The sequence below is a fragment of the Sphaerotilus microaerophilus genome (assembly GCF_023734135.1).
GTDB classification, from domain to species: domain Bacteria; phylum Pseudomonadota; class Gammaproteobacteria; order Burkholderiales; family Burkholderiaceae_C; genus Sphaerotilus; species Sphaerotilus microaerophilus.
Map to the genome: position 1 here is coordinate 5,764,596 of NZ_AP025730.1, position 11,587 is coordinate 5,776,182.

Annotated in this window: 10 protein-coding genes; 5 read left to right on the forward strand and 5 right to left on the reverse strand. The window is 68.7% G+C overall.

Going from position 1 to position 11,587, the window contains the following annotated elements:
* Positions 1 to 73: 73 nt before the first annotated feature.
* The gene (locus NGK70_RS25000; protein ID WP_251971136.1) at positions 74 to 940 is read right to left on the reverse strand and encodes a helix-turn-helix transcriptional regulator; all 867 of its coding nucleotides are present in this window, start codon (positions 938 to 940) and stop codon (positions 74 to 76) included.
* Between the two features lie 219 nt (positions 941 to 1,159).
* Between NGK70_RS25000 and NGK70_RS25005 the strand changes: the two genes are divergently transcribed.
* Positions 1,160 to 2,200 carry a CaiB/BaiF CoA transferase family protein gene (locus NGK70_RS25005; RefSeq protein ID WP_251971137.1) on the forward strand — a complete coding sequence of 347 codons (1,041 nt, stop codon included), beginning with the start codon at positions 1,160 to 1,162 and terminating at the stop codon, positions 2,198 to 2,200.
* A 22-nt stretch (positions 2,201 to 2,222) separates the two neighbouring features.
* Here NGK70_RS25005 and argJ read toward each other — a convergent pair whose 3' ends face one another.
* The 3 genes from argJ to NGK70_RS25020 form a co-directional block, all read right to left on the reverse strand.
* Complete coding sequence (argJ, locus tag NGK70_RS25010; protein ID WP_251971138.1) at positions 2,223 to 3,452, reverse strand: bifunctional glutamate N-acetyltransferase/amino-acid acetyltransferase ArgJ; 1,230 nt, start codon at positions 3,450 to 3,452, stop codon at positions 2,223 to 2,225.
* A gap of 38 nt (positions 3,453 to 3,490) precedes the next feature.
* The gene (gene secA / locus NGK70_RS25015; RefSeq protein WP_251971139.1) at positions 3,491 to 6,235 is read right to left on the reverse strand and encodes a preprotein translocase subunit SecA; all 2,745 of its coding nucleotides are present in this window, start codon (positions 6,233 to 6,235) and stop codon (positions 3,491 to 3,493) included.
* A gap of 150 nt (positions 6,236 to 6,385) precedes the next feature.
* Positions 6,386 to 7,420: a M23 family metallopeptidase gene (locus NGK70_RS25020; protein ID WP_251971140.1), complete on the reverse strand. Its 1,035-nt coding sequence runs from the start codon at positions 7,418 to 7,420 to the stop codon at positions 6,386 to 6,388.
* Positions 7,421 to 7,438: 18 nt separating this feature from the next.
* Between NGK70_RS25020 and NGK70_RS25025 the strand changes: the two genes are divergently transcribed.
* From NGK70_RS25025 to NGK70_RS25040, 4 genes are all read left to right on the forward strand, one after another.
* A complete protein-coding gene (locus NGK70_RS25025) occupies positions 7,439 to 7,765 on the forward strand; it encodes a DciA family protein (RefSeq protein WP_251971141.1) in 327 nt (108 codons plus the stop codon).
* Positions 7,766 to 8,111: 346 nt separating this feature from the next.
* On the forward strand, positions 8,112 to 8,519 hold the full coding sequence (locus NGK70_RS25030; protein WP_251971142.1) for a rhodanese-like domain-containing protein: 408 nt from the start codon (positions 8,112 to 8,114) through the stop codon (positions 8,517 to 8,519).
* Positions 8,520 to 8,650: 131 nt separating this feature from the next.
* Positions 8,651 to 8,908 carry a glutaredoxin 3 gene (gene grxC / locus NGK70_RS25035; protein WP_251971143.1) on the forward strand — a complete coding sequence of 86 codons (258 nt, stop codon included), beginning with the start codon at positions 8,651 to 8,653 and terminating at the stop codon, positions 8,906 to 8,908.
* Positions 8,909 to 9,061: 153 nt separating this feature from the next.
* Positions 9,062 to 10,948: a potassium transporter Kup gene (locus NGK70_RS25040; protein ID WP_251971144.1), complete on the forward strand. Its 1,887-nt coding sequence runs from the start codon at positions 9,062 to 9,064 to the stop codon at positions 10,946 to 10,948.
* Positions 10,949 to 10,980: 32 nt separating this feature from the next.
* Here NGK70_RS25040 and NGK70_RS25045 read toward each other — a convergent pair whose 3' ends face one another.
* Positions 10,981 to 11,577, reverse strand: a complete 597-nt coding sequence (locus NGK70_RS25045) for a rhomboid family protein (RefSeq protein WP_251971145.1) — start codon at positions 11,575 to 11,577, stop codon at positions 10,981 to 10,983.
* Positions 11,578 to 11,587: the final 10 nt, after the last annotated feature.

The window sequence follows — 11,587 nt, forward strand, 5'->3', positions numbered from 1 at the left end:
GGGAGTCGCGATTATGGCCACGCCCCGCGACATACAAGGGTCATTACTGATTGACTCATAACCCGGAAATCAATCAATCACCACCAGATCCTCTCGATCTGGACGCCACCCAGTGGTCCGGCGTGAGGGGCGCCAGCATCAGGCCAAACAGCTCGCGCTGGCCGGAGATGCCCAGCTTGCGGTACAGCCGCTTGAGGTAGGTCTGCACGCTCGCAGGCTGGATGCCCATCAGGTGGGCAATCTCGTCGCCATCCTGCCCTGCCACCACCCCGTCCAGCAGGTCCAGGTCACGCCGGGTGAGCGCGGGGAAGCGCCATTTCAGGCGTTGCACCAGGGTGCTGCCCAACTCGTTGTCATACTGGTGGCAGCGCAAGTGCAGGCGCACCAGCTGGGTCAGGAAGGGCGCAAAGGCCTCGATGCACGCAACCTCCTGCGGCAGGAAGGGCCCGTGCTCGTGCCCGCGGTAGAGGTTGATCGACAGCCAGTGCCAGCGGTCCTGGCAGCTCAGCAGGGCGATGCGCTCGCTGATGCGCGGCTGGTCATAGCAGATCGCCCGGTAGTCCCCGTCGCCCAGGTCCGCGGGCGTCTGGCGGTGCAGCAGGATGGCACCGTCGTTTGGGCCGGCCCGCTCCACTTGCACGCTGGCCATGGCCTGGCGGCTGCCATCTTCCCGGTGGAAACGGGTCACGTAGTCCTGCGCAATGGCGGGCAGCCGGCGTGTGCGGGCCCGGTCGGCATAGGAAACGATGCGGGGCGCTTGACCGGGTGGGTAGCTGAAGACGGCGCACTGCGCCAGCGCGACATGCTCGGTCAGCCAATGAAGCAGCACCCCCGCCAGGGCCTCCTGCGGCAGGCTACCCACCCGCGCCAGCAGGGCTGCGACCTGGCTGGCCCCGATCGGGGTGTCCTGCGTTCCGGGCTTGAGCGGCCAGTACTCCATGGATCGCTGACAGGGGTTGGAAAGATGTACGCTATTGGTACAACGTTTTTCATTGTGCGACCCACCCGATGCACACACCCTAAACTGGATCAATAAATCCGCTGCCAGGCGAACAGCCCGACTGCCACGCCCGGCCAGCGGATGCCGCTCGGTCCGGGCATCGTGCAAACTGGTGACCCTCAGGTTCTCCGCCCGCTGGCTCGGCCAGCCCCGCCTCGCATGACCCCTGCCCTTGCCGCTCCGCTGCACAGCCTGCACATCATCGAGTTCGAGGGCCTGGGGCCCGGCCCCCTGGCGGCCTGGATGCTCGCCGGCCTGGGGGCACGCGTCACCACCCTGGCCCGTCCCGGTGGCAACCCGATGGCGCAGCAGCTCGGTGGCCCCGGGGAGAACCTGCTGCACCGCGGCAAGACGGTGCTCGAAGTGGACCTGAAATCCCCCGCCGGCCGTGCCCAGGCCCTGGCGCTGATCGCCCAGGCCGACGCACTGATCGAGGGCAACCGCCCCGGCGTGATGGAGCGCCTCGCCCTGGGCCCCGCCGACTGTGCAGCCGTCAACCCGCGGCTGGTCTATGGCCGCATGACCGGCTGGGGCCAGACCGGCCCACTCGCCCAGGCCGCCGGGCACGACCTGAACTACGTGGCGCTGAGCGGCCTGCTGTCGCTGGGCGCGCACCGGGGCGAGCGCCCCATCGTGCCACCCACGGTGCTGGGCGACGCTGGCGGCGCTCTGGCGCTGGCCTTCGGCATCGTCAGTGCGGCATTGGAGGCGCGCCGCAGCGGGGTCGGACGGGTGGTCGACGCGGCCATCGTCGACGTGGTGGCGATGCTCGGTACCCTGGCGCACTGGATCCGCGGCAGCGGCCAGCTCGACGGTCCCGCGCCCAGCCCCTTCCACGACTCGCCCTTCTACGACGTCTACCGCTGCGCCGACGGCGGCCACCTCACGATCGGCGCGCTGGAGCCGCCCTTCTATGCGGAGCTGCTGCGCCGGCTGGGCTTCGACGACGTGGACACAGCATCGCAGTACGACCGCGCCACCTGGCCCGCGTTGAAGACGCGCTTCACCGCGCTGTTCGCTTCGCAGCCGCGCGACCACTGGGTGGCCCTGCTGGAGGGCAGTGATGCCTGCTTCGCCCCGGTGCTCGGCATCGCAGAGGCAGCGCAACACCCGCACAACCGGGCACGCGGCACCTTCACGGTGGATGCGGCCGGCCGGATCAGCGCCGCGTTCGCGCCGCGCTTTCTACCGCTGGGCTGACCGCCCGCGCAAACACCAGTCGTCAGGAGCGGTAGTCCGCGTTGATCGTCACGTAGTCGTGCGACAGGTCGCAGGTCCAGACCGTGGCGTGGCGGTTGCCGCGGTGCAGGTCCACCCGCACGGTGATCTCGGCCTGCTTCATCACGCGCTGGCCGTCCTCTTCCCGGTAGTCCGGGTGGCGGCCGCCGGCGCGGGCGACGTGCACATCGTCCAGGTAGAGGTCGATCAGGCCCTGGTCGAGGTCGTCGATGCCGGCGTAGCCCACCGCGGCCAGGATGCGGCCGAGGTTGGGGTCGCTGGCGAAGAAGGCCGTCTTGACCAGCGGCGAATGCGCGATCGCATAGGCCACTTGCCGGCACTCTTCCTTGGAGCGCCCCCCGTCGACGCGGATGGCGATGAACTTGGTGGCGCCTTCGCCGTCGCGCACGATCGCCTGGGCGAGCTGCTGCGACACCGCGATCACCGCCTCGCGCAGCAATTCGCCGTCGGCCGAGTCCAGCGCGGTGATCGTCGGGTTGCCGGCCTGCTGGCTGGCAATCAGCACGAAGCTGTCGTTGGTCGAGGTGTCGCCGTCGATGGTGATGCGGTTGAAGCTGTGGTCGGCCGCCTCGCGCACCAGGGCCTGTACCAGCGCCGGCTCGATCACCGCGTCGGTGGCCACGAAGCCCAGCATCGTGGCCATGTTCGGGCGGATCATGCCGGCGCCCTTGGCGATGCCGGTCACGGTCACGGTCCGGCCACCGATCGTGACCTGGCGCGACGCCGCCTTGGGCAGCGTGTCGGTGGTCATGATGCCCTCGGCGGCCTGGGCCCAGTTCGCCGGCTTCAGGTCGGTGATCGCCGCCGGCAGGCCGGCGATGATCCGGTCGATCGGCAGCGTCTCCATGATCACGCCGGTGGAGAACGGCAGCACGTCCTGGCGCGCCAGGCCCAGCTGCGCGGCCAGCGCGTCGCAGACGGCGTTGGCCCGCGCCAGACCGTCGGCCCCGGTTCCGGCGTTGGCGTTGCCGGTGTTCACCACGATCGCGCGGCTGCCCCGCCCGGCGGCGAGGTGCTCGCGGCAGATCTGCACCGGCGCAGCGCAGAAGCGGTTGAGCGTGAAGACGCCGGCCACCGTGCTGCCCGGCGCGAGGCGGAACACCGTCACATCGCGGCGGTTGGCCTTGCGCACACCGGCCATCGCGGTGCCGATCTCGACCCCGGCGACCGGGTGCAGATCCTCAGGATTCGGGGCAACAAGGTTCACGGGCATGTCGGTTCCTTCTTGGCGTCAGCCGCAACGGGGGTGGGTCACGCCAGTTTGCCGTGGCACTGCTTGAACTTCTTGCCACTGCCGCAGGGGCAGGGGTCGTTGCGCCCCACGCGCGGCAGGGCGTCGGCCAGCGTGGCCGGGTCGGTCTCCTGCGCCACGCTGCCATCCTCGTTCGGGTGGGTGTAGGTGACGTTGGAGAAATGCTCGGCGCGCTCCTCGATGGCCTCGGCCGCCTGGGCGACCTCTTCCTGGCTCTGGATGCGCACCGTCATCAGCAGGCGGGTGACCTCCAGCTTGACCGAGCCGAGCAGCTGGCTGAACAGCTCGAAGGCCTCGCGCTTGTACTCCTGCTTCGGGTTCTTCTGGGCGTAGCCGCGCAGGTGGATGCCCTGGCGCAGGTAGTCCAGCGCCGCCAGGTGTTCACGCCAGTGCGTGTCCAGCGACTGCAGCAGCACCATGCGCTCGAAGCTGGCGAACTGCTCCTGCCCGACCAGCTCCAGCTTGGCGGCAAAGACCTCGTCGGCGGCCTTGGCGACCATCTCGACCACGTCCTCGTCGGTGACGGCGTCGCTCTTCTCGACCATCGCCTTCACGCCGGCCTCGACCTGCCACTCCTCGCGCAGGGTCTTCTCCAGCGCAGGCAGGTCCCACTGCTCCTCGACGCTTTCGGCGGGCACGTAGGTGCGCACCACGTCGGTCATCGCGCCGCGGCGCAGATGGGCGATCTGGGCGTCGATGTCGGTCTGCTCCAGCAGCTCGTTGCGCTGGGCGTAGATCACCTTGCGCTGGTCGTTGGCGACGTCGTCGTATTCGAGCAGCTGCTTGCGCATGTCGAAGTTGCGCGCCTCGACCTTGCGCTGCGCGCTCTCGATGCTGCGCGTCACGATGCCCGCCTCGATGGCCTCGCCGTCGGGCATCTTCAGGCGCTCCATGATCGCCTTGACGCGGTCGCCGGCAAAGATGCGCATCAGCGAGTCTTCGAGCGACAGGTAGAAGCGCGAGCTGCCCGGGTCGCCCTGGCGGCCGGCGCGGCCGCGCAGCTGGTTGTCGATGCGCCGGCTCTCGTGACGCTCGGTGGCAATGATGCGCAGGCCGCCCAGCGCCACCACCTGCTCGTGCAGGCCCTGCCACTCGCCCTTGAGCTGGGCGATGCGCGCGGCCTTCTCCTCGGCCGAGAGGGCCTCGTCGGCCTCGACGAACTGCACCTGCTTCTCGACGTTTCCGCCCAGCACGATGTCGGTGCCGCGGCCCGCCATGTTGGTGGCAATGGTGACCATCTTCGGCCGGCCGGCCTGGGCGATGATCTCCGCCTCGCGGGCGTGCTGCTTGGCGTTGAGCACCTGGTGCGGCAGGCCCGCCTTGTTCAGTAGCTCGGAGACACGCTCGGAGTTCTCGATCGAGGTGGTGCCCACCAGCACCGGCTGGCCGCGCTCGTAGCACTCGCGGATGTCGGCGGTGACGGCGTCGTACTTCTCGCGGTCGGTCTTGTAGACCAGGTCCAGCTCGTCGCGGCGCACGGTCGGCCGGTTCGGCGGGATCACCACCGTTTCCAGGCCGTAGATCTCCTGGAACTCGTAGGCCTCGGTGTCGGCCGTACCGGTCATGCCGCCGAGCTTGGCGTACATGCGGAAGTAGTTCTGGAAGGTGATCGAGGCGAGCGTCTGGTTCTCGGGCTGGATCTGCACGCCTTCCTTGGCCTCGACCGCCTGGTGCAGGCCGTCGCTCCAGCGTCGTCCGCTCATCAGGCGGCCGGTGAACTCGTCGACGATCGTCACCTCGCCGTTCTGCACCACGTAGTGCTGGTCGCGGTGGAACAGGTGGTGCGCACGCAGCGAGGCGTAGAGGTGGTGCACCAGCGTGATGTAGGACGCGTCGTACAGCGACGCCCCCGGCGGCAGCAGGCCGGCCTCGGCCAGCGCCCGCTCGGCGTTCTCGTGGCCGTCCTCGGTGAGCACGACCTGGTGGGTCTTCTCGTCGGCGGTGAAATCGCCCGGCTCGATCACACCCTCGCCGGTGCGCGGGTCGGCCTCGCCAACCTGCTTCTTCAGCCTGGGCACCACCGCATTGATGCGCAGGTACAGGTCGGTGTGGTCCTCGGCCTGGCCAGAGATGATCAGCGGCGTGCGTGCCTCGTCGATCAGGATCGAGTCCACCTCGTCGACGATGGCGTAGTTGAGCGGGCGCTGCACCCGGTCGGCCACCTCGTAGACCATGTTGTCACGCAGGTAGTCGAAGCCGTACTCGTTATTGGTGCCGTAGGTGATGTCGCTGGCGTAGGCGGCCTGCTTCTCCTCGCGCGACATGTTGGGCAGGTTGATGCCCACGCTCAGGCCGAGGAAGTTGTACAGCCGGCCCATCCACTCGGCGTCGCGGCGCGCGAGGTAGTCGTTGACCGTCACCACATGCACGCCCGTACCGGCCAGCGCGTTGAGGTAGACCGGCAACGTGGCCATCAGCGTCTTGCCCTCGCCGGTGCGCATCTCGGCGATCTTGCCGTTGTGCAGCACCAGGCCACCGATGAGCTGCACGTCGAAGTGCCGCATCTTCAGCACCCGCTTGCTGGCTTCGCGGACCACCGCGAAGGCCTCGGGCAGCAGGTCGTCCAGCGAGGTGCCGCTGGCCACGCGCTGGCGGAACTCGGCGGTCCGGCCGCGCAGCTCCTCGTCGCTCAGCTTCTCGAACTGGACTTCGAGCCCGTTGATGCGGTCGACCACCCGGCGGTACTGCTTGAGCAGGCGGTCATTGCGGCTGCCGAAAATCGACGTCAGGAGCTTGGGCAACATGGAGGGGGTGCGGTGCACCTGCAGTGATGCGACCCGGACTGCAGGAGGGAGAAAAAGGGGAGACCGGAAACGACATCGGCAGCCTCTTGGCTGCCGACGGGACACATGCGGACCTGGCGGACAGGCCCCGTCACAAAGCCGATGAGTTTATCACCGGCCCCTGCGTGCCTTGCCACGCGACTGGGTGGCTGCCGCGGTCTTCTCGGCCGCGTCAAGGCCCTCGCCCCGGGCGAGGAAGCGCGCCGGGTTCTGGGGCACCCCGCCGAGCAGCACCTCGAAGTGCAGGTGCGGGCCGGTGGACCGCCCGGTGTTGCCCACCATCGCGATGTCCTGGCCGCGGCGCACCAGCTCGCCCGGCTTCACCAGGATCCGCGAGTTGTGCGCGTAGCGGGTCACCAGGCCGTTGCCGTGATCCAGCTCCAGCGACAGGCCGTAGGCACCGTCCGGCTCGGCCGACCGCACCACCCCGGCCGCAGCGGCCCGGATCGGCGTGCCCACCGGCGCGGGATAGTCCAGCCCGGTGTGCAAGGCGGCGCGGCCGTTGAACGGATCGACACGGAATCCGAAGCCGGACCCCACGCCCCCCGCCACCGGCGCGATGCTGGGCACCATCATCATCTCCAGGCGCTTCTCCAGCAGGCGCGACTCGACCAGGGTGAACACATCCGAGCCGTGGTCGGTCTGCACGTCCAACTGAGCCAGCACCTCGTTGAGCTGCTCGATCGACGGCGTGCTCGCCGGCACAAAGGGCCCGCCACGCCCGCCCCCCCCCGCACCGGCCGCACCCGCGGCCGGCTTGGCCGGCGCGGAGGCGGGGCTGCCCGCGGCGTCGAGCGCACGCAGTTCTTCGGCCTTGATGCCCGCCAAACCGGACACGCGCGACCCGACCGCTTCGAGCTTGATGACCTTGGCCTGCATCTCGCCGACCTTCTGCGCCATCGCGTCGAGGTTCTCCCGCATGAAGCGGTCGCGCTGCTCGAACTCGTCACGCACCACCAGGCGCACCAGGTGACTCACCACCGGCCAGCCCTCCCGCGCCGCCTTCAGGAAGATGACGTGATAGATCGTGCCCGACAGCAGCATCAGCAACACCAGCACCACCGTGCCGGTCAGCCACAACTGGATCGGCCGCACATGCATCGAGCGCGTGCGCGCCATGTTGCCGTGGGTGATCAGGATGTCCATCGTCGCTACACTCCTCGCGTGAAAACGGGTAAGCCTGTGGCCGTTCCGGATGCCACGCCATTGCGGCGCGCCCTGGAACGATGTGAACCCCTGCTGCGCCTGCAGCAGCGGCTGGCGGCCGCCCATGCACGCATGGATGCGATCCGCACCTTCCTCCCGCCGGGCCTGGCCCCCTTCGTGAAGCCTGGCCCTGTCGAAGACAGCGGCTGGACCCTGTTCGCCACCGGCCCAGCGGTGGCGGCCAAGTTGCGCCAGATGCAGCCTCTTTTGGAGACGGCCCTGCGTCAACAGGGTTTTGAGATTAGCTCAATCAAGATCCGCGTTCAATCGACGCGTTCACGTTGATAGAAGCCCCTCCCCCGCTCGAAGGGGACGCTGGCAGGGCCTGCAGATCCGGCGATTTGTGCACTGCGACATGCAACACAACTTGAGCCATCGCAATTGCGTGCACGTCGCGACCGCGCAACAGAAAGTGACAAAGCCGCCGCCGAACACCCCGGTGGGCCATCAACGGGCGGCCAAAGCCACCCCATCGTCGGCCTTGCCCTGGTTCGCCTCGGCGGTACGCGGGCCAAGGCGTCCTTCAGGCACCTTGCTGAGCGGCACGTCGGCCGGGACCAGTCCGGCGCATTGAATTCTATAATTTGCCCCCCTGCCCTCCTTGGCCGCGCCCTGCGCCGGCACCCTCCGCGTGAAGTTCCTCCTCGACAACTGGTATTGGATCGTGACCGCCCTCGTCTCGGGCGGTGCCCTGGCATGGCCCCAGCTCGGCCGCGGAGGTGCCAACGCGGTCAGCCCGCAGGAGGCCGTGCAGCTGATGAACCGGGAGAAGGCGGTCGTGATCGACGTCTGCGACACCGCCGAGTTCGCCGCCGGCCACGTGGTGGGCTCGCGCAACATCCCGCTGGCCACGCTCGATGGCGCCAAGGGGCTGCCCAGCAACAAGACGTTGCCGGTGGTGTTGGTCTGTGCGCGGGGCTCGCGTGCGCAGCGCGCCGCGGGGGTACTCAAGAAACTCGGCCACGAGCGCGTGCATGTGCTGGCCGGCGGCATGGCCGCCTGGCGCGAAGCCAGCCTGCCGGTCGAGAAATCGGCCTGAGCTTGTTCGGCGCCCATCCCGGGATGCGTGCACATTCGGCCTGATCGGGCCTCGGGATTCGCCAGGGCGGCCAGCGCGAGTTTGGCCGCGCCCTGACAATGGTGGCCTGTCCCCGGTTCGAAGTGCTGCCCATGAAGCCCGTCAAGATGTACACGACGCAGGTCTGCCCCTACTGCGTCCGCGCCAAGGCCCTGCTCCAGCAACGTGGCGTCCACGCCATCGAAGAGGTCCGCGTCGACCTGCAACCGGCCGAGCGCGACCGCATGATCGAATTGACCGGTCGCCGCACCGTGCCGCAGATCTTCATCGGCGACACCCATGTGGGTGGCTGCGACGACCTGATGGCGCTGGACCGCACCGGCGGCCTGGCTCCTCTGTTGCAGGCCTGAGGTTCACTCCTCGCTGGCCGCCGTGATGGCAGCCAGCCACACGCGGGTGCACGCCACTGTGGGGTGGCACCCGCGATCTGCAACAAATCGTCTGCTGCGTAGCACAATGGGCGTTTTGGACTGTCACGTCCGGCGCCGTGCCGGGCGAAGCCCTTGAGCGCCTCCACCCACGCCTCCCACTCGCCGCGCGCCGTCGCGGCGTTGACCCTGGCAGCGCTCGGCGTCGTCTACGGCGACATCGGCACCAGCCCGCTGTATGCGCTGAAGGAGGTCTTCCACGGCGGGCATGTGGCCGTCACGCCCGACAATGTCTTGGGCGTGCTGTCGCTGATCTTCTGGACGATGACCATCGTCGTCTCGCTGAAGTACGTCCTGCTCATCCTGCGGGCGGACAACAACGGCGAAGGCGGGCTGATCGCGATGCTCGCCCTGGCCACCCATGCGGTGCGCGAGCGACCGGCGCTGCGCGACGTGCTGATGGCCGTGGGCCTGTTCGGCACGGCGATCTTCTATGGCGATGGCGTCATCACGCCGGCGGTGTCGGTGCTGTCGGCGGTCGAGGGCCTGGAGGTCGTCTCGCCGCGGCTGCACAACGCCATCATCCCGATCACGCTGGTGGTGCTGACCGCCCTGTTCGCCGTGCAGCGCTTCGGCACGGGGGGCATCGGCAAGTTCTTCGGCCCCGTCACGCTGATCTGGTTCGTGGCACTGGTGGCGCTGGGCCTGCCGCACATCGTGGCCCACCCCGGGGTGCTGGTGGCTGTCAATCCGGCGTATGCCGTTGGCTTCTTCCTGGCCAACCCGTTGGTGGCGTTCATCGGCCTGGGCGCCGTGGTGCTCTGCGTGACCGGGGGAGAAGCGCTCTATGCGGACATGGGGCACTTCGGCAAGCTGCCCATCCGCATCGCGTGGTACGGCTTCGTGATGCCCGCCCTGGTGGTGAACTACTTCGGCCAGGGCGCGATGCTGCTGCACGACCCGGAGGCGGTGAAGAACCCCTTCTACAACATGGCGCCGGACTGGGCTCAGCTGCCGCTGGTCTTCCTGTCCACCGCGGCCACGGTGATCGCCTCGCAGGCGCTGATCACGGCGGCGTTCTCGGTCACCAAGCAGGCCATCCAGCTGGGCATCCTGCCGCGCATGCACATCAAGCACACCTCCGTGCGCGACCTGGGTCAGATCTACGTGCCCTTCATCAACTGGGGCCTGTACGTCTTCATCGTGCTGGCCGTGGGCCTGTTCAAGACCTCCTCGAACCTGGCCTCGGCCTACGGCATCGCAGTGACGCTGGACATGACCATCACCACGGTGATGACCTTCTACGTCATCCGCTACGGCTGGAGGTACCCGCTGGCGCTGTGCCTGGCGGCCACCGGATTCTTCTTCGTCATCGACATCACCTTCTTCGCGTCGAACATGCTCAAGCTGTTCGGCGGCGGCTGGTTCCCGCTGGTGATCGGCGTCGGCATGTTCATCCTGATGCTGACCTGGCGGCGTGGGCGCTTCCTGATGGCCGAACGCCTGCGCGACGATGCGATCGACCTGACCAGCTTCCTGGAAGCCATCTTCGTCAGCCCGCCCACGCGCGTGGAAGGCACGGCGGTGTTCCTCTCCGCCGAGCAGGGGCTGACCCCCAACGCGTTGATGCACAACCTGAAGCACAACAAGGTGCTGCACGAACACAACCTGTTCGTCACGGTCAGGCACCACGACATCCCCTGGGTCGGCTTCGATCAGCGCATCGAGATGACCCCGTTGGGCCACCACTGCTGGCAAGTCACGCTGAACTTCGGCTTCAAGAACGACCCGGACGTGCCCGAGGCCCTGAAGCTCCTGAAGGACCGTGGCGTGCCGCTGGACGACATGGACACCAGCTACTTCCTGTCGCGCGACATCGTGATCCCCACCTTCGGTGGCGGCATGGCGATGTGGCGCGAGAAGATCTTCGCCAGCATGCACCGCAACTCGGCGGCGGCGGCGGACTTCCTGAACCTGCCCTCCAACCGCATCGTCGAGCTGGGCGCCAAGGTCGAGATCTGAGGATCGAGGGCGGGCAAGGCCGAGCGCCGCGTTCAGCGCGGCCGCTCGTCCGGGGAGTTGGCCGGCCGGTCGACGAAACCATGCAACCCCTGCGCCAGCGCCGCCAGCAGCGCCCCCCAGAACGCCCCGGCCGCATGGGCCAGCGGGGCGATCGAGAAATCCCAACCCGGCGGTCGGTAGAGCACCCGCTCCCAGGCCCTATCCCCCCCCAGCCGCATCAACACGCCCGCCAGCAGCGCCGCGCCGAGCAGCCGCTGCGCTCGCGGGCGGTCCGGCAGCATCAGCAACATCACCCCCAGCACCGCCACGCCGGCATAGAGCACGCCGGACAGGCCGACGTAGCGCACCAGCTGCGGCTGCAGCACCAGCGTGAGGTGGGTCAGCGGCCAGGCCAACGCCCAGGCCCAGGCCGCCCGGCGCGGCAGCGATGCCAGCACCCCGAGTGCGCCGACGAGCAGCGCGCCGGCCAGGTCGGCCCAGCGGTGACCGGCGCTGAGGTGCACCCAGGCCGCACTCCACCAGCGCCAGGGCTCGCTCCAGGCCAGCTCCGGGCGCCAGGCCAGCATCCGCAGCGCCAGCCCATCGGCCGGGCCGATCGCCAGGGCCGGCAGCAACAGGAGGCCGGCCACGGCCGCCCAG

What these genes read in the sequence shown, in the direction of transcription:
- NGK70_RS25000 (WP_251971136.1), bottom strand. Translation starts at nt 940, where the DNA reads ATGGAGTACTGGCCGCTCAAGCCCGGAACGCAGGACACCCCGATCGGG.
- grxC (WP_251971143.1), top strand. Translation starts at nt 8,651, where the DNA reads ATGAAGCCCGTCAAGATGTACACGACGCAGGTCTGCCCCTACTGCGTC.
- argJ (WP_251971138.1), bottom strand. Translation starts at nt 3,452, where the DNA reads ATGCCCGTGAACCTTGTTGCCCCGAATCCTGAGGATCTGCACCCGGTC.
- NGK70_RS25005 (WP_251971137.1), top strand. Translation starts at nt 1,160, where the DNA reads ATGACCCCTGCCCTTGCCGCTCCGCTGCACAGCCTGCACATCATCGAG.
- secA (WP_251971139.1), bottom strand. Translation starts at nt 6,235, where the DNA reads ATGTTGCCCAAGCTCCTGACGTCGATTTTCGGCAGCCGCAATGACCGC.
- NGK70_RS25020 (WP_251971140.1), bottom strand. Translation starts at nt 7,420, where the DNA reads ATGGACATCCTGATCACCCACGGCAACATGGCGCGCACGCGCTCGATG.